The following is a 17,298-nucleotide window of genomic DNA, read 5'->3' as shown; positions in this document are numbered from 1 at the left end:
CGAATCAGTCAACGAGTTCAAGATAGCGCTCCCTCATGAAGTAGATGGTCGGAACCTTCGCACGACGCTGTGCTGCATCGTCGCCGGCCCACGAAACAACCTCCGTACCCTCCGTGACTTCGCCGTGTTTGGCGCCCAGGGCCACATACCCGACGACGCTGCCCAGTCCCTGCTCCGCAGGGAACTCGGTAAGCACCTGACCGATGGTGACCTGCGATTGGCGTTCGAGAATGGCCCGCAGGTGTGCCTTGAGAGTTCGAAAGTCGATTTCTGACTGGCGAACAAGCTCGCTCACGGTCTCCAGATCCAGCTCTGACGGTTCTGCGGCCTGCATTGACGAGTCGGTTACACGCTGCGCAGGGTCATAGAGTGCCCACTGGGATACCGACCTGATTCGGCTGCTGGACTGCATCAGCTCGAAGCCGACCTGTTCGTTGGGCCGTACCTGGCCTTTTGCATTCAACGCCGCCTGCGTAGCCTCTTTCAGCAGCCCATGGAGACGCCGATGTTCGAGGAACTCACGGCTCTGGACGAAGCTTTTGAGGCTCCGTGCGAAATGCTGTAACACGTCATGCACACCTCGGCCTTCGTTCAGCAACGCGCCCGTCAACCCGAGCAAGAACTTGCGCTCATGCGATTCCAGTTGCCGGGCGAAGGGTCGGCCTGTCACCTCGTCTAACGACTCCCGAAGGGTGGCTGCCTGCTCGCTATCTGTCAAAAGACGCCAGAAGGCATTGAACGTACGACCTGCGTCGCTCTCCCCGATGAGGTCCACGCCTGCAAAGAGCTGTTCCAACACGTCACCACGACTGCCCTCGTTTTCCATCAAACTCTGCCGCAGCCCGCGGTTGAGCCGCTCGAACTCGTCACGGACACTACGGAAATCCGCCGCGAGCTCCTGTGCTAACGCAATGACCTCACGGGCGCGCTCGATGGCACGATCAGGCTCAAGCGTCTTGACGCCGCCTCTACCGACCTCTTCGATGGCCTTGTCGATACGGTCACGCTCCGCACGAAGTGCGGCCAAACGTGCTTCGGGACTGGTGTTGGTCTCCTCAGCCAGCCTCGACAGCTGGTGAATGACAACAGACAACCGACTCTCTGTTGCCGTGGCTCTTGGTTTCAGCAGGCCGGTAACAAACCTAAGTGCCGTCAAAGCTTCGGCCGACAGCTCGTACTCCTCCTCAGGTGCTCCGGCAGGAAACCTGCGAGTCAGCCAGCCCTGGCTTAGCCACTCTGATACGTATGCCTGGGGTGGCTGAGGGAGGTCTTCTCCTGTTGCGCGGAGTGCATCAATGTCCCGCGCTAGTCGCTCGTGGAGCACGGAACTGGGCAGCGACTTGTCGGTCTCCATGAACAACGACTGGAGCAAGGCGATTATCACCGGCGCCTTGGTTGCCGCCAGCAAACGCCAGAGCGGCTGCTCTCGTAAGTTGCGAAGGGCCGCAGCCCCGCGAAGTGCTTTCACCTCGACCTCCTAGCCAGTTGCACACCTTCGGCGTTTTCGAAACTCACATCAAGGTAGCTCCCAAGCATTCCAAGCTACACGCCCCATAACTTACCGCCAGGGACATTGATCAAGCGACAAGAGATTGTTATTCCACTTCCCATCAGCGTACGTTCTGAGATATGGGTCCTTGCCAGTTTCTCGCACGACACCGATATCCGCACGCTTTCCCGAAATCGGATCGATGACGTAGAAGGTGTTAGTTTTACTCTCAATGCTTTGGATCACCTTTTCACGTGTCCAAACCCAGTTGGCACGCGGGTTACCGAGGTGAGAAATATGCTCGTGCGGGCTCTGCGCATTGGGTTTGATAATGCAAGTAACTTGGCAATCCATGGAATTCTCCTCTTAAAGACTGGTCATCAGGAAATTCGGCCGAGCAGGGGCAGCGACTTAGGCGTCGTTGCGTCAAGGGCGAGGTGTATGAGATATGCAGAACCTGCAAGTAACCCAATCCCCCGCAAGAGCCTCTGCCAATCTTCCTCCGGCTTCCATTGGTGGAGCTTTACCACCCCCCCTACCAGCATTCCCGCAAACACGACGCTATGGAAAAAGTCCCGATGATTCGGTGATGTCGCCGGCTCGAGCATGTCCGGTACGCACGTGAAGATGGAGCCTGCGAGCCCACCCACCACAGGCAGCAACGTGCGCTGCCCGCTCCTTTCTTCCTGGCCAGCCAGATAAATGCCGATAGCCGCTCCGGCGGTGACGCGATGCGCAGTTGCATTCATTTCTTGTGCTCCTTGCGCACGCCCTTGAACGGATCCCCGTCCTTCTTCTGGTCCATAAATCGGCCAGAATCGCTGTCTCGCTTGGTCCAGTTCTCTGTCACCGGGTTGTAAACCTGAGATCGATCGCGCACGGCGCCACGGCGGGCGTTGTCACCAACAGGGGAATTTTTGGCCATATCAAACTCCTTTCAAGGCTCAGGGATGGGTCCGTCGTGGTCGTTTTGCCAAGCACGGACTTTCCCTGACGATGAGGAGATTGTTGATGGGTCAGTGGCTCATAGAGTGAGCCACTAGTGAGCCTATGTGCGATATTTTTCTGCTGCGGCGCACAATTCAGCCGCCAGCCGCTGCCTGAGTTCAGGCGGGCCGAGGACCTCGACGTCTGCCCCATGTCGGAGCAGATCCATGACCAGTTCTTGGTCGTTGGAGTAGGGCACCTCCAGCAAGTAACTCCCATCTGGCAGCCACTGGGCAGCTTGCTTCTCGTGCCAGGTCTCCAGCGAGACCCATTGAGCTCTCTTCGGGCTGAACTTCAGCCTAGCCACGGCAGACGCTTTCCCTGCAAAGATTCCGTATCCACTCTGAAAATGATCAGCGAGATCTTGCTCGCCCACTTCCTTAGCGGCTTTCTCCAGAACGTTCACGGACCTAATAGCCTCCAGTGAAAACGAACGCAGTGCCTTACGCTCGTGGCACCAGGCATCCAGTAACCAGTTTTCCCGGTAATGGACAAGCTGCAGCGGCGAGACTTCCCGCTTGGTCTCCTCGCCTCGCTCTCTCACCCAGTAACGCAGGTGCAGTCGCTTACGGTCCAGAAGGGCGCCGGCCAAGAGTTGGAAATGCTTGCTATCAACCCTCCGATTCGCAAAGTGAATCAGCTTGACGCGACGTTCGATCGCTTTGGCGGAGTGCGCGCCTTGCGCAAGCATTTCACGCAAGCGGACTTTGAGCGGCGCAACGTGCTCATTGAGCAAACCCGGCTGAACTCCCTCGAGAAGATGCAGCATCGTCAGAAGGGCATAGACCTCCGACGAGTCAAACCAGATACCCGGTAGCTCGAAACGCCTTCCATTTGGAAGCTGGTCGTCGCGGATGACATAGCCGCCTCTTGATCGATCGTACTCAAGCGGGCAATGCAGCCGGTCTTTCAGGAACTCGAAATCGCGTTTGATTGTTGCGGCAGATACCTCGAGTTCCTTGAGAAGAAACTCCTTTGATGCGGCCCCCTTTCGCCGAATCAACGCAATAATTTTATGGATACGACCCTCTGTCTGCTTTGGCATTCCCCCCCTCCATTTGTTTGAGGGTGATTTCAGCAGATTCTCAGGGCGCCCACAAGAGGTCCACCCGCGGACACGCCGCAGCCCGCGCCTCGTTCAGCGGCGTTTGGCGATTACTGCTGCCCCAGCGATGCATTCACGTCCAAGCCCGCCAGCCCTCAACCACCATAACCATAGCCAGGGTGTCCAGCTCGCAGTACTTCAGGAGCGCTTGCTCCCAGGCCTGTCGCTCCTCGTTCGAGATCTCCTCAAACTGCAGCCGGGCATAGGCCATGATGGCTGCGCCGCCCTGGTTAACAAGCGTTTCGTCTTCCGAACTCTCCGCCAACTCCAAGTCAGAGAAAACAGGCGGCAAAAGGCGGTAGGGATCCACGGGCTTCCCGTCTTCGCCTGGCTGCCACCATGCAATCGGCTCTCGGAAGTTTCTGCTGTTTGGCTTGCCGCCACCATAGATAGGCTGGCTGTACTTGCTGTGCAGGAACTCTGACGCCGTCAGCATCGCAGGCAAGACCTTTTTGATTGAGCTACTTGCTCTAGTGTCTTTGTGAAAGAAAGCTGCCTTGGCGAGCTCGCACAGGTCAACCATAGCGCGCGTGCCAGACCGGACCAACTCTCCGTTTTCTTTCCCAACGGTGATGGAGCGGGCAAAGTTGACCAGTTCATCAGCGTCTGCCGGTCGATTGCCCGTGTGCTCGATCTGTGCGAGGAGCCCGTTCAGTACCGAGTTCTCGTAAGGAGACCACATGAACACGGTCCCATCGTTTTGGGAGAGCGTCGCCCTTAGGGCACGCAAGAAATCCAGATTCGGATGCTCGTGAGGCTTAACGGAGAGAAACTCTCCGGCATGCTCGACCGTTCCATCCTCATGAAGCACATGATGTGAGAACTGAAACGCAACCAAGTCAAATGGCTTTCTACCTCTATGAAATGGGAGCGCCGTCCGAGACGTCTCAAAATCGATCATATTGAGCGGATACTTCCAACCCTTCATGTCTTCGCGCACCAAATTGGCATCGAAAAGGTAGTCAGCACCATTCAAGCCTTCGCCAGAGATCTGCATCCATTGCCGCTGCGTACGGCTAAATCCTCTCTTGTCGGCCTTGTACCCGATGTCGTCCATCGAGAGGTCTTTGAGCATGTAGGTTCCCTTGGTCATCCACTTGGCCGTGCTTTTCCCATCCCAAAGATCCAACACTAACGGCTCTTTCATCTGAGCATCGGTCAGATGAAGGCTGGTCTGCCAGCACTCATGGAGTCCACTCTTGAGGCCATCACTGCCGTCGGAACGGAACTCGCATTTCTTGCATTGAGACTGAACGGGCGGATCGATACGAACGTCGGCCTCGTAGGCCTGAGCCCACTGCTGGGTCAGGTCTGGCAGGGTTCCTGTAGCTCCAGGAACCTCAAGAACCGACGCCAGGATCTCGTTCACGTATTCCTCGACGTTGATCTCGGTGAGAATCGACTGCCCAATTTGGTCCGGCGTTAGCCCCGGTCGCGGCCTCGCGAAAACCCTCCCAGCCGCAGCGTCTAGACGCTCAATGGGGAACATCTGATTGAGGCCATCGACGGTCGCGGCCTTGGACTTGTCCGGGACCATCAGGTGGGGCGTCACCTTGTGTCCGGGCATGGCCAGCCGAACGACGTACGTCTGAAAGGCAACATCCATCAGGTAGGGTCGAATATCTGAGTTGATCTGCCCTTTCTTTCCTCGAAAAAAATGCTCGTCATTCGGATCGTAGGATTTGGACTTCACTTCGATCAGGCGGATCGCATTGCCTTTCTTCTCCAGGACATCGACGCGCACGAACAGCCGCTCATGGCTAAGTGCTGGCTCGAAGAGCGTTACCTCTTGGCGAGCGAGCAGGCCCTGTGTTGCTTTCAGCTGGTCGGTATGCCCCTGGGCTTCGACCTCAATGCCACCGGAATACATCAGCTTGGCTAGTTCGCCAACCTGGAAGCCACCCTCTGCCAGTGACTGCAGAAACTCGTCGTTCCTGTTGTTATCAGCGTACTCTTTGGTCTTGCCCGTGTAGTAGAGCTTGGCTGGACATTCAGTCGCGAGCTTGAACCTGCTTTTGGTGAGATAGACACGATTGCTCATAATTGACCTCTCCCTTTTGTTCTGCCAGACGACATCTGCGCGCGTCACGCTCAATTCGCTGCCACTCATATCTGATGCCTTTGATGGCCCCCACCAACGGAGCGAAATACAAGCTTGCACTGACGCGCATGATCCGAAGGAAATGCTTGGTGGGATTCATTCTCATTCTTGTTCTTGTCTGTAGCTTCGATATATCTGTCATGCCCTGCACCTTGCAGGATTTCATCTGACTTGCTTATTGGCGGCGAGGCAGCTCTTGGACTTCTCGAACATTATTCGGCGAATCAAGGTAGTCTGCAAACTCTTGCCGATGTGCAACCTTGATCGCCCCATTTGCTCTCCTTTGACGAGCTGCGCCCTATCAGCCACTTTCATGTCCTGCGGCCAGCCCTTGTAGCTTCTTCGTCAGTTCATACTGCGCCCTTTCTTCACCGAGGCCTAGCATCCCGTCAGTCTGGACCAGTTGGTCGCGCGCCCAGTCCGGCCATTTGAACGCGTCGTCATCAATCGCGATCCATACTGACGGTTGTCGCCTGGCCACATCGGCCCAGATTTGCAGACCTCTGGGTATGTCCCTGAAGTTCTCTAGGCTCATTCCCGTGTGGTACGTTGCTCCGATCACGCGCTCACGAAGAGTCGATCCCAACTTCCTAGCGGTGCCGTTGAACCGGTAGGTTTGCACCCAGGTGGTGGATAGCACGATCTTGATCTGAGGGTGCGGCGCAAGCAATGCCTCTAGGACAGGCAGATGCTCGAAAAGTGTATGGCCCGGCGCTTTCAGATACGGCCCCTTGCGGGGATGCCAGTAGCAGTACTCCGGATGAAGTACGCCGTCGAAGTCCAGATACAAAATGGGCTCTCCCAAGCCTTTGATTTTTCTTTCAAGCATGTTTCTATCTCTTTTGAATCAGGCTAACTGATCAACCTTGGCCTCAACTGCCGAGTGACGTCCGTGCACGGTGGGATCTGCGTCACGTATTCAGAATCCTTCTAACTTTCCGACATCTAGTTGGCACGTACCAGACGCTGCACCAATGGTTCGACATCGGCAGCCTGGATACCCTTGCTCCCGTTCACAAGATATACGTTACGACTGAACGGCCTGTACAGCCAGGCCCGATCATCCAGCGCCAGCCACGGTAAATGACTTCGCTCATTTGCCCTGAGCCAGGCGTAGCACTCCGCCTCACGTTGATAGGCCAGCAGGGAATCGGGAACGCCCTCAATCTCTGACGCCAAGGGCGTGACTCCGATGATTCGTGCGGCGATGTCCGGCGCGAAGGGCTTTTGCAGGTCCGACAACGCGTGGTTCTCTCGCCAGGTGCTGGCAATCACGATCTCGCAATCCGGCACACAGCGAATGACTGCTTCAAAGTGCTGCAGACAGCTGAAGTATTCGCTCGGGTGACTGAACTCGGGGTGCAGTACCCCATCGAAATCCAGAAATAGGATAGGCTTTCCCCAGCCCTTGGCGTTTTGTTCAAGCATGTTTCGGTATGTTTTGATTTAAGCTACCTGATCATCTAGCGCTGTCAAGCGCTGGCGACCGCTCTTCTCGCTAGAGCCACTCATTTGCCAAATCTGGCTAGAGCAAGGAGGTGGCTGGCTTGTCGCACCAAAGCTTGCAGGTACCTTGCTCTGTCCGTTAGATCCTCGTCTGAGAGACCGTGACCTAGCGTGTGTTGCAGCCAGATGCCGGCTTCCGGGTCGAGTTCCATGAGCAGCTCGCGTGCTGCCTTGCTGTCCCGATACACCGAGTCTTCATCTTCTCCACTGTTGCTGGCTTTGATGAGCTGCTGGAGTCCAGTCAGTACCACTCCCAGCCTGACCAGATCGACCTCGCGTTCCGAGAGTCGCCCGTCGGCCACAACTCGCCGCATCGCCTCATGAATGATTGCCGCCCAGCTGCGACCGGGAGATACATGGCGGTTTGCGATGCACTCCTTTATTGCCGTCCTCTCCAAGGCCTTGGAGAGGACGGCTGATGCCACAGGCATTTGGATGAGCTTTTGGATCCGCTCAACCCGGCTCTTGGGTGTGTCTTGGTACAGATCATCATTTGCGCCCGGACGACGAGTACCCACGGCTGTCCTCGCCAGAAGCGTGTTAACCGATTCATCAGTTTCCGCTTTCCGGCGGGGCTTGAGCTCCAGATCGCTCGCTCGGAGCATGCCGGGAATGCTCAGCAAGCTGTCGATGATGGGTTGCTTGATCTCGAGGTTCTTCGTGATGTTCATGTCTATTTCTTCCTTTTGGTTTACCCGCGTATGGGTTTTGATCAGGCGCAGGCATCCTCAACGACAGGTATTCTTTTGACCACGTCGCTGCGAAACGCTGCAAAGTGACTTTTTTGAATCAGTCCCTGCGCTTGCATGGGCTGGCTCACAGACTATGTTGGCCTCTATGACCATGCAGGCGGCGGCTGGGGGTCGTGGTCGTTACGGCGGCGCGAGGCCAGAGAGATCACGACCGACGACTTGGTCTGGAGCAGCCCTTGCGGCAGCGGCGCTGCAGTCTGGTTAGGTTCGGTTTGGGACAGGATAGAGGCGCCGTTGGAGATACAGCGCCGCGCTGCACGGACCTGCTTTTCGGCTTCCGGCGCTTCCTGCTCCTTTGCCTGCGTAATCCCAGCGCCGAGGCGGCTGGCCAGAAGACGCTCCATGGCGGAGCCGTCCTGCCGCGTCAGGTTCGGTACGTAACGACTGTAGACACGGAACAGCATTTCCGTGCTGGTATGGCCCAGTTGGCGGGCAATCCACTCCGGGGCCTCACCCGCTGCCAGCCACAGGGTTGCCGCGGTATGGCGCATCTGGTAGGCGCGGCGGTGCGGCAGGTTCAGGTGACGCAGCAGCGGATTCCAGATCCGGTTCAGGAAGTTCTGGTTGTCGATGGGTTGGCCCGCCTGGTTGCAAAAGACGTACTCGGAGAACTCCCGCGACGCCTGGTACTGCGCTTTGAGCGCGTCGTAGACCAGCTGGCTCATATGGATGTCGCGCATGCTGTCCTCGGTCTTGAGCTGGTCGTCTTCTTTCAGGACGATGGACTCCCGCACCAGGATCAGTCGCCGCTCAAAGTCGATGTACTTCCACTTCAGCCCGTGGACCTCACCTGTTCTCATGCCGGTGAAGAACCGCACGGTGAAATAGTTCTTGTAGTCCGCCCGAGCCGTCTTCATGATGAGGTCAACCTCATCCAGCGTGAAAGGCTGGACGTCGCTGCGCTTCATCTTGAGCGGCTTGATATTGCGAAAGGCCGAAGTAAACTCATGCCGGTCGGCGGCCTCGTTGAGGATCTGGCGCAGCGGTTTCAGGATCGCATTGATGCGACGGTTGGACAGAGGTTCATCGGACTTGCGGGCGGTGACTTTGGCGAGTGATGCCCGGAATTCCAGAATGTCTGCCTTCGTGAGGCTGCCGACCTCTTTCTCACCGAAGTGGGGGATAAGGTACTTGTCCAGCACACCGCGCTGAGTGATCTTGTAGCTGCGACGCCAGGTCACCTCGGCTTCCTGGTACCACTGGTTGGCGAAGTCCTTGAACAAGGGCGTGCTGGTCTTGGCGGCCTTGATGTCCTGCGCCTCGGTTTCGGTTTGATCCTTTTGCGCAGGCAGGGGTTTGCCAAAGGTCTTGGCGTAGTCGAAGGCGCCGAGGGCGATCTCGGTTTCGATACGGTCCAGGACCTTCTGCAGGCGCTTGCGGTTGGCCGGGGTGTCGGGCAATGCTGTCTGCTCCCTCAGGCGCCGGTCCTGGAACTTGAAGTCCAGAAACAGCGTCCCCGTTTCCGGACGGACGCGAATACTAGGCATGGAGCGCTCCCCCATTAGCCATGGGGATGGCATGCCCGCCCAGTCGGGAGTACTTGGCCATGTCCTGCTCAATGGCCTCCCATATATAGAGCGTCTTCCGCCCGCCGAATGGGCGAATGTAGTGCCGCCCCTCGAGCAGCACACTGTCTTTTAGGCGCTCCCGGATAGTTCGGCTGTCGTACTTGATCCGATGGGACAGCTCCTCGGTTGTCAGATAGGTCTGGGCTTGGCCTACAGACGTAGGGGTTTGCATTACTGGTTCTCCTTGCGTGGTCTGGTTACACTAGGAGAGCAATCTGATTAACCACAATCATTTTTGATCTCCTGCAGATCATTATGGATGCATTTTGAACCATGTCAAGCCATTTTGATCCGCAGGAGAGCAATTTTTTTATTTCTGCACCATGATCCACTGTCACTTTGCCCGGCTACTTGGGGAGCGCAAGCTCAAGATCAGTGACGTGGCGCGAGATACGGGGATAAACCGAGGGACGTTGACGCGGCTGTATTACGAGACTGCAGAACGAATCGAACTGGACGTCTTGGACAAGCTGTGCGCGTACTTCAAGATTGATCTCCCAGAACTTCTGGAAAGAACGCCCTAGCCGAAGAACGTACTATTGGCGCTCAGAATTCAGGGAGAGAATTTGGACAATCAGTACGTCCTGACACCACATCAAAGCCAGTATCTGGCCTGGCTTCTGACGCGCCGTGCCGCCAGCAACACCGTCGAGTCACTGGCTTCGACGTTGGTGGACTCCCAGGTTGACCTCAACCCCCATCAGGTTGAGGCTGCCTTGTTCGCCTGCGCAAATCCGCTCTCGCGCGGCGTCATCTTGGCTGATGAAGTTGGGCTTGGTAAAACAATCGAAGCCGGGCTGGTCATTTCCCAGCGCTGGGCCGAGCGCCGCCGTCGCATCCTGATCATCGTGCCCGCCAACCTGCGCAAACAATGGCACCAGGAGCTGCAAGATAAGTTCAACCTGCAGGGCGTCCTCCTAGAAGCCAAGAGCTTCAACGCCTTCCACAAACAGGGTCGCCCGAATCCGTTTCAAGGGGGGTCCGGCCCCGTCATCTGTTCCTACCAATTCGCAAAGGCGAAGGCGGCCGAGATCAAGGCCGTTGATTGGGACCTGGTAGTGCTCGACGAAGCGCACCGCCTGCGCAATGTCTACAAGACCAGCAACGTGATCGCCAAGACACTGAAAGAAGCTCTGGCCCATGTGCATTCCAAAGTGCTGCTGACCGCCACGCCTTTGCAGAACTCGCTGCTAGAGCTTTACGGCCTTGTCAGCATGATCGATGACCGCGTCTTTGGTGACATTGACAGCTTTCGCTCGCAGTTCACGGCGCAGCCCAGGGAACAGGCTTTTACAGCCCTGCGAGCCCGCCTTGCCACCGTGTGCAAACGCACGCTGCGCCGCCAAGTTCAGCAGTACGTACCTTACACAGCACGTCGGGCTATCGTTGAAGAGTTCACCCCCTCGACCGAGGAGCGGGAACTGTCAACCCTTGTCGCCGAATACCTTCGTCGGCCCAACCTCAAGGCGCTGCCAGAAGGCCAACGGCAACTTATCTCCTTGGTGCTGTGGAAGCTGCTGGCCTCATCGACCCACGCCATTGCGGGCGCTCTGGAGACCATGGCCAAGCGGCTTGAAGGCGAACTGGACGAGTCGGCTGAAATCCTCGATTTAGCCGAGGCACTCGATGACGACTACGAGTCGCTTGATGAAACCGCTGACGAATGGGAAGGGCTGAATACCTCAACCGCTTCAGCAACACCCAACCATCGTGATGCAGTCACTCAGGAAATTGCCGAGCTGCGGCACTTCAAGACACTGGCAACCAACATTCGCGAGAACGCCAAGGGTACGGCACTGTTGACCGCTCTGGACAAGGCATTCGCTGAGCTAGGGCGACCCGGCGCGGCAAAGAAGGCCATCATCTTCACAGAGTCCAAGCGCACGCAGGAATACCTGCTTTCTCTCCTGGCGGACACGCCCTACGGCGAGGGCATCGTCTTATTCAACGGCACAAACAGTGATGCCCGAGCGCGAGCCGTCTATGCCGATTGGTTCAAGCGCCACGCAGGGACAGACCGCATCACGGGATCAAGGACCGCAGACACACGAGCCGCACTGGTTGAGCACTTCAAAGAACGCGGGAAAGTGATGATAGCCACCGAGGCTGGCGCAGAGGGCATCAACCTGCAGTTTTGCTCTCTGGTCATCAACTTCGACCTCCCTTGGAACCCTCAGCGCATTGAGCAGCGCATCGGCCGCTGCCACCGCTATGGACAAAAGCACGATGTAGTGGTGGTTAACTTCGTCGACCGCAGCAACGAGGCCGACGCCCGTGTGTATGAGCTGTTGGACCAGAAGTTTCAGCTGTTCGAAGGGGTTTTTGGCGCCAGCGACGAGGTGCTGGGCGCCATCGGGTCAGGCGTGGATTTCGAACGCCGCATCGCAGAGATTTACCAAAACTGCCGTGATCCCGAAGAGATCAAGGCCAGCTTCGAGCAGTTGCAGCGCGACCTGTCCGGCGAGATCAACGAAGCCATGGTCAAGACACGGCAGATACTGCTCGAGAACTTCGATGAAGAGGTTCAGGACAAGCTGCGTGTTCGGGCGGAAGACAGTCGCGCAGCGCGGAGCAAATACGAGCGAATGCTGCTGGATCTGACGCGCGCAGAGCTCGCTGCACATGCGACGTTCGATGACGACGGGTTTGTGCTCCAGCAACTGCCTAGTTCGGCGATTTCTGGAGTTGAACTGGGCCGCTACGAATTGCCCCGACGTTCGGGCGATGCACACCTGTATCGGATCGGTCACCCGCTTGCAGAGTGGGTTACATCCCAAGCCAAGTCTCGTGCTTTGCCAATAGCCAAGCTCGTGTTCGACTACGGGGCCTACGGCACACAGATCAGCACACTGAAAAACTATCGCGGTATGTCTGGCTGGCTCAAGGTGAGCCTGGTTTCGGTGCAAGCGCTGGGTAACTTGGAAGAGCGACTCGTTGTCGCGGCTGTTACTAATGAAGGAGACTCGCTGGCTGAAGACGACCCCGAGAAAATCCTACGTCTACCGGCAAACGTTGCCGTGCTCTGCGATGGCGATGCGCCGCCACCCCCACTTGCCGAAGATCTGCTGAGCCGGCGACAGAGCATCCTGCAGGAGATCAACCAGCGCAACCTAGGCTACTTCGAGCAAGAGGTTCAGAAGCTAGACGCTTGGGCAGACGACCTGAAGTTGGGTATCGAGCAGGAGATCAAGGAGATTGACCGGCAAATCAAAGAGGTGCGCCGCGCGGCAGCAAGTGCTCCAACTCTGGAAGAGAAGTTATCTTGGCAGAAAAAGCAACGCGAACTTGAAGGTACACGCACGAAACTGCGGCGCGAACTATTCAAAAAGCAAGATGAAATCGAAGCCCAGCGCAACGACATCATCAATCAGCTAGAAGGTCAGCTCAAACAACAAGTAAACGAGCAGCCTTTGTTTTGTATTCAATGGGAGCTAATCTAATGTCAAAAAGGGAGATCGCTAGAGGTTCAGTTTGGCGCCAGTGGGACCTACATGTCCACACACCAGCGTCTTTTCACTGGACAGGCAAGAAGTACGAAGGAGACATGGCCTCTCCTGAAAATCGCGCTCTTGTCGACGAGATGATCGAAGCGATGAATGCTGCCGAACCGGCCGTCTTCGCGATCATGGACTACTGGACGTTTGACGGATGGTTCGCACTCAAGAACCGACTGGCCGAAGCCGGCGCACCTGTACTGAAGAAGACTGTCTTTCCAGGCATCGAACTCCGCCTCTCAGCCCCGACAACTAAGCGTCTCAATGCACACGTCATTTTCGCGGAGACCATTCCCGACCAGCATCTGCGTGAGTTCTTGTCCGACCTGAAGCTCGAGCGTACTGACAGGTCAGTGTCCAAGGAGTCCTTGATCGATTTGGCGCGAGGTACGGCTGATGACATGCTCGTGAAGAAGGGCCATAAAAAGTCTGCCGTTGAGAGTGACGCGCAAGAAGCCCTAATGGCAGGGTACAAACTGGCGGAAGTGAAGGCTGACAGCTACATGTCCGCCATCAAGAAGGTTCCTAACGGACAAGCCATTGGCTTCATGCCATTTGACACGAGCGACGGCTTGACGGAAGTGAAATGGGAAGAACACTACGCCTACTTCCTAGGTCTCCTTGAGTCTTCTCCCATCTTTGAGTCACGGAATGCCGATCTGAGAACTGCATTCCTCTGCGAGGAGACGCCGAAGAACAAAGCCTGGATCGGCAATTTCAAGCATGGCCTCAAGAACATCCCCAGGCTAGTCGTCTCCGGCAGCGATGCGCACTGTTTCGTCGGCGTGGCGGGGGACAACGACCGTCGCGGGTACGGCGACTTCCCATCGGGCAAGAAGACATGGATCAAGGCTGACCCGACGTTTCAGGGTCTCAAGCAGGCCATCCTAGAGCCAGCGAAGCGGTCGTTCATTGGTGAGAAGCCGCCAAAGCTTCAAGCGGTGGAGGCGAGCAAGACTCACTTCATCGAGTCGATCGAAGTTGCCAAGACAGGCACCAAGGCTGGCATCGGCAACTGGCTGCACGGTTGCGATCTGCCGCTCAATCCGGACCTGGTGGCCATCATTGGCAACAAAGGCAGCGGCAAGAGCGCCCTGGCCGACGTCATTGCAACCCTCGGCCACTCACGTCAAGCAAGACACTTCAGCTTCCTCAAGCGTGATCGCTTCCTGGGAAAGACCGGAGACCCCGCACGTCATTTCACCGGCACCCTGACCTGGCGAGATGAGAGTACCGAGAGTCGTCCGCTGGACGAGCTCCCAACTGAAGACAAACAAGAACTGGTCCGATACATCCCTCAAAACTACTTCGAGGAGCTTTGTAATGATCACGTCTCTGGAAAGTCAGATGCCTTTGAGCAGGAGCTCCGAGCCGTCATCTTTTCGCACACCAGCGAGGAGATGCGTCTTGGTGCCCTCGATTTCGATCAGCTCACGGAACAGCAGGAACAGGCGCTGAGAAACAGACTGGGGGAGTACCGCAAGGAGCTGAAGACCCTCAATGCCACGATCGCACGAATTGAGGATCAGCTACAGCCGATTGAAGAGAAGAAACTGACGGACCAGTTGCTGGTCAAGACGCGCGAGATCGAAGAGCACCAGAAGATCAAGCCGGCGGAAGTTCCACCGCCGCCCGAAACGATGGAGCCTGAGCAGAAGGAAGCTGCTGATGCGCTTGCGGCCACTGCTCAGAAGATCGACGCCTCGACAAATCGTACGCAGCAGATCCAGGCTGAGATCACGGGGATTGCCAAGCAGCAGAAGGCTCTCGCCAATGTAAAAGAACAGCTGCGACTACTCCAGCGCTCCTTTGATCAAACCCAACACCAGGTTGCGGGAGACCTCCAGCTCGCTGGCCTGAACTGGGCTGATGTCGCGAAACTAGAAATCAAGACCGAAATGCTGGAGGATCGGTCTTCTGCTCTCGCTGAGCAGCAGGTGACGCTGCAGGTGGAAGCCAGCACTTTGGCAAACGACCTTGCAATCCTCGAGGTTGAGAAGAAGTCTCACGCGGCCAAGCTCAACGCCCGACAGCAGCAGTTCGAAACCTACCAGCACCAGCTTGCTGATTGGACCAAGAAGTTGGACGCTCTGACCGGCACGCCGAAAGATCCGGACACCAAGGTGGGTCTTGAGACCAGACTGGCTCAGATCAAAGAGCTTCCCGCCAAGCGCGCTGAACTGCAAGCAGCACGACTTCAGCTGACAGCAGAGATCTTCGATTCATTGGATGCACAGCGGAAGGCCCGAGAGGATCTCTTCAAGCCCGTTCAAGACTTGATCAGGGCGAACGACTTGATCCGCGAGGACTACCGGCTCCAGTTCCAGGCAACGCTTGCCGCCTCGGCAGAGGCCATCGCAGACCTGCTTTTCGCCTTGATCAAGCAAACGTCGGGCGCGCTGCGCGGACAAGACGAGGCGCTCTTGACCGTCAAGAAGCTCTTTGATGGCCATGACTTGAACACCAAGGACGGTGCTCTGGCATTCGCCAAGGCCTTGCATGAGACCCTTGAACAGGCGGCCAAGGCATCTGGGACCGAGGTTGGCATTGCCAACCTCCTGAAGAAGGAACAGTCGGCTGTTGCCGTCTATGACTTGATCTTTGGGCTCGATTTTCTCGAGCCGCGATATTCACTGCTGTTCCAGGACACGCAGATTGAGCAGTTATCTCCTGGTCAGAGAGGCGCACTCCTGCTGATCTTCTACTTGCTCGTGGATAACGACAAGACGCCCATCATCTTGGATCAGCCCGAAGAAAATCTGGACAACGAGACAGTTTTCCGGCTGTTGGTTCCGGTCCTCTCTGAGGCAAAGAAGAAGCGCCAGATCATCATGGTGACCCATAACCCGAACTTGGCAGTCGTCTGTGACGCTGAGCAAATTATCCAAGCATCCTTCGATCGGGCTTCTGGTTGCGCCATCAGCTATGTGGCGGGATCTTTGGAGAATCCAACTCTCAATAGCGCGGTTGTTACGGTTCTCGAAGGCACCAAGCCGGCATTTAACAATCGCTCTGGAAAATATCACTGATGAGTAATTCGAAGCAAAAACTAGAACTCACCTGGATCGGGAAGGAGAAGCGGCCCAAGCTAGAGCCGCGCATCCTACTTGAAGATCCGGACAAGTCGTATCACGCCAAACATCGCGTGACCGAGAACGACATCTTCGACAACCGACTGATCTTCGGGGACAACCTGCTGGCATTGAAGGCGTTGGAGCAGGAGTTTACAGGCGAAGTGAAATGCGTGTTCATCGACCCACCCTACAACACTGGCAGCGCATTCTCACACTACGATGATGGGCTGGAACACTCCATCTGGCTGGGGTTGATCCGTGACCGGTTGGACTTGATCAAGCGACTGCTGTCAGACGATGGCTCGCTATGGATCACTATTGATGACAATGAATCGCACTACTTGAAGGTGCTGTGCGACGAGATATTTGGTCGCGCCAATTTCGTTTCCAATGTAATTTGGCAAAAGGCTTATGGCCCCAGAAGCAATGCCCATTTGATCTCGGATTCGCATGACCACGTGTTGGTATATGCGAAGAACAAAGAAATGGCAAGGTTCGGTTTGCTTGATCGATCAGATGAGCAGACGGCCAAGTATCAGAACCCAGACAACGATCCGCGTGGCCCTTGGAAGCCGGAGAACTCGTCCATCAGTCTTCTTTCAGGTCAACGGGGAAGGCAATTTGCCCAGACTGGAAAAAGCGACAACTTGTTTGAGATTGTTGGGCCAGACGGAACAAAACACTGGCCACCAAAGGGCCGTTGCTGGGTTTTTAGTCCGGCCAGATACAAAGAGTTAGTCGCAGATGGCCGAATTGTATTTGGCCGCGATGGAACTGGACGGCCGTCGGTAAAGAAATTCTTGTCTGAAATTTCAGCTGGTATGTTGCCGCAATCTGTTTGGCTGCATGATGAGGTAGGACACAATCAAGAGTCCAGCCGGGAAATCCGTGATCTATTCCCGGAGAATCCATTTTCAACTCCAAAGCCTGAACGGCTATTGCAGCGGATTATTCGGCTTGCAACCAACCCGGGAGATCTCGTTCTTGACTCTTTCGCCGGATCAGGGACTACCGGAGCTGTTGCTCACAAAATGGGGCGCCGATGGATCATGGTCGAGCTTGGCGAACATTGCCACACCCATGTGATTCCGCGCTTATTGATCTTCTCTAAAAACATGACAACCGCTGTACCGTCCGTGCGTTATGTCTGCAGGCTTGTTCCTGGAGAATATGGGCATGGTGCAAAAGCGATTGAGCGAGGCGGCGAAAAAGCGGGTGCGCG

At 56.3% G+C, this 17,298-nt stretch carries 15 protein-coding genes; 4 read left to right on the top strand and 11 right to left on the bottom strand.

Annotation, left to right across the window (positions count from 1 at the left end):
* Window positions 1-4 precede the first annotated feature (4 nt).
* The 11 genes from ACYVH8_RS13110 to ACYVH8_RS13060 all read right to left on the bottom strand — a co-directional run bounded on the left by ACYVH8_RS13110 (window position 5) and on the right by ACYVH8_RS13060 (window position 9,680).
* Entirely contained in the window at window positions 5-1,468 is a 1,464-nt protein-coding gene (locus ACYVH8_RS13110) for a DUF3375 domain-containing protein (protein ID WP_460489261.1), read from the bottom strand.
* A gap of 90 nt (window positions 1,469-1,558) precedes the next feature.
* Entirely contained in the window at window positions 1,559-1,843 is a 285-nt protein-coding gene (locus tag ACYVH8_RS13105) for a DUF3892 domain-containing protein (protein WP_460489260.1), read from the bottom strand.
* Window positions 1,844-1,869: 26 nt separating this feature from the next.
* On the bottom strand, window positions 1,870-2,238 hold the full coding sequence (locus tag ACYVH8_RS13100) for a metal-dependent hydrolase (RefSeq protein ID WP_460489259.1): 369 nt from the start codon (window positions 2,236-2,238) through the stop codon (window positions 1,870-1,872).
* Window positions 2,235-2,414 carry a hypothetical protein gene (locus ACYVH8_RS13095; RefSeq protein ID WP_460489258.1) on the bottom strand — a complete coding sequence of 60 codons (180 nt, stop codon included), beginning with the start codon at window positions 2,412-2,414 and terminating at the stop codon, window positions 2,235-2,237. Before ACYVH8_RS13095 ends, ACYVH8_RS13100 begins: the two co-directional genes overlap by 4 nt.
* A 123-nt stretch (window positions 2,415-2,537) precedes the next feature.
* Window positions 2,538-3,521: a helix-turn-helix transcriptional regulator gene (locus tag ACYVH8_RS13090; protein WP_460489257.1), complete on the bottom strand. Its 984-nt coding sequence runs from the start codon at window positions 3,519-3,521 to the stop codon at window positions 2,538-2,540.
* A 133-nt stretch (window positions 3,522-3,654) separates the two neighbouring features.
* Window positions 3,655-5,691: a DUF2779 domain-containing protein gene (locus ACYVH8_RS13085; protein WP_460489256.1), complete on the bottom strand. Its 2,037-nt coding sequence runs from the start codon at window positions 5,689-5,691 to the stop codon at window positions 3,655-3,657.
* Between the two features lie 292 nt (window positions 5,692-5,983).
* On the bottom strand, window positions 5,984-6,511 hold the full coding sequence (locus ACYVH8_RS13080; RefSeq protein ID WP_460489255.1) for an HAD domain-containing protein: 528 nt from the start codon (window positions 6,509-6,511) through the stop codon (window positions 5,984-5,986).
* Window positions 6,512-6,627: 116 nt separating this feature from the next.
* Window positions 6,628-7,110 carry an HAD domain-containing protein gene (locus tag ACYVH8_RS13075; RefSeq protein ID WP_460489254.1) on the bottom strand — a complete coding sequence of 161 codons (483 nt, stop codon included), beginning with the start codon at window positions 7,108-7,110 and terminating at the stop codon, window positions 6,628-6,630.
* An 80-nt stretch (window positions 7,111-7,190) separates the two neighbouring features.
* On the bottom strand, window positions 7,191-7,859 hold the full coding sequence (locus tag ACYVH8_RS13070) for a hypothetical protein (protein WP_460489253.1): 669 nt from the start codon (window positions 7,857-7,859) through the stop codon (window positions 7,191-7,193).
* A 164-nt stretch (window positions 7,860-8,023) separates the two neighbouring features.
* Window positions 8,024-9,427: a tyrosine-type recombinase/integrase gene (locus ACYVH8_RS13065; RefSeq protein WP_460489252.1), complete on the bottom strand. Its 1,404-nt coding sequence runs from the start codon at window positions 9,425-9,427 to the stop codon at window positions 8,024-8,026.
* On the bottom strand, window positions 9,420-9,680 hold the full coding sequence (locus ACYVH8_RS13060; RefSeq protein ID WP_460489251.1) for a hypothetical protein: 261 nt from the start codon (window positions 9,678-9,680) through the stop codon (window positions 9,420-9,422). The genes ACYVH8_RS13065 and ACYVH8_RS13060 overlap by 8 nt, the downstream gene beginning before the upstream one ends.
* Window positions 9,681-9,831: 151 nt before the next feature.
* On the opposite strand from ACYVH8_RS13060, the gene ACYVH8_RS13055 reads away from it, so the two are divergent.
* From ACYVH8_RS13055 to ACYVH8_RS13040, 4 genes are all read left to right on the top strand, one after another.
* On the top strand, window positions 9,832-10,032 hold the full coding sequence (locus ACYVH8_RS13055) for a helix-turn-helix domain-containing protein (RefSeq protein WP_460489250.1): 201 nt from the start codon (window positions 9,832-9,834) through the stop codon (window positions 10,030-10,032).
* Between the two features lie 42 nt (window positions 10,033-10,074).
* Window positions 10,075-12,948 carry an SNF2-related protein gene (locus tag ACYVH8_RS13050; protein ID WP_460489249.1) on the top strand — a complete coding sequence of 958 codons (2,874 nt, stop codon included), beginning with the start codon at window positions 10,075-10,077 and terminating at the stop codon, window positions 12,946-12,948.
* Window positions 12,948-16,031, top strand: coding sequence for a TrlF family AAA-like ATPase (locus ACYVH8_RS13045; protein WP_460489248.1), 3,084 nt, complete (start codon window positions 12,948-12,950; stop codon window positions 16,029-16,031). The genes ACYVH8_RS13050 and ACYVH8_RS13045 overlap by 1 nt, the downstream gene beginning before the upstream one ends.
* The coding region (locus tag ACYVH8_RS13040) for a site-specific DNA-methyltransferase (RefSeq protein ID WP_460489247.1) at window positions 16,031-17,298 on the top strand (1,268 nt) is incomplete at its 3' end. The genes ACYVH8_RS13045 and ACYVH8_RS13040, both read left to right, overlap by 1 nt.

Source organism: Curvibacter fontanus (genome assembly GCF_054780335.1).
This window is presented reverse-complemented; position numbering and strand designations above follow the sequence as displayed.

Coding starts and splice junctions, on each gene's coding strand:
- ACYVH8_RS13105 (WP_460489260.1), bottom strand. CDS start 1,843: ATGGATTGCCAAGTTACTTGCATTATCAAACCCAATGCGCAGAGCCCG.
- ACYVH8_RS13100 (WP_460489259.1), bottom strand. CDS start 2,238: ATGAATGCAACTGCGCATCGCGTCACCGCCGGAGCGGCTATCGGCATT.
- ACYVH8_RS13095 (WP_460489258.1), bottom strand. CDS start 2,414: ATGGCCAAAAATTCCCCTGTTGGTGACAACGCCCGCCGTGGCGCCGTG.
- ACYVH8_RS13090 (WP_460489257.1), bottom strand. CDS start 3,521: ATGCCAAAGCAGACAGAGGGTCGTATCCATAAAATTATTGCGTTGATT.
- ACYVH8_RS13085 (WP_460489256.1), bottom strand. CDS start 5,691: ATGAGTGGCAGCGAATTGAGCGTGACGCGCGCAGATGTCGTCTGGCAG.
- ACYVH8_RS13080 (WP_460489255.1), bottom strand. CDS start 6,511: ATGCTTGAAAGAAAAATCAAAGGCTTGGGAGAGCCCATTTTGTATCTG.
- ACYVH8_RS13075 (WP_460489254.1), bottom strand. CDS start 7,110: ATGCTTGAACAAAACGCCAAGGGCTGGGGAAAGCCTATCCTATTTCTG.
- ACYVH8_RS13070 (WP_460489253.1), bottom strand. CDS start 7,859: ATGAACATCACGAAGAACCTCGAGATCAAGCAACCCATCATCGACAGC.
- ACYVH8_RS13065 (WP_460489252.1), bottom strand. CDS start 9,427: ATGCCTAGTATTCGCGTCCGTCCGGAAACGGGGACGCTGTTTCTGGAC.
- ACYVH8_RS13060 (WP_460489251.1), bottom strand. CDS start 9,680: ATGCAAACCCCTACGTCTGTAGGCCAAGCCCAGACCTATCTGACAACC.
- ACYVH8_RS13055 (WP_460489250.1), top strand. CDS start 9,832: ATGATCCACTGTCACTTTGCCCGGCTACTTGGGGAGCGCAAGCTCAAG.
- ACYVH8_RS13045 (WP_460489248.1), top strand. CDS start 12,948: ATGTCAAAAAGGGAGATCGCTAGAGGTTCAGTTTGGCGCCAGTGGGAC.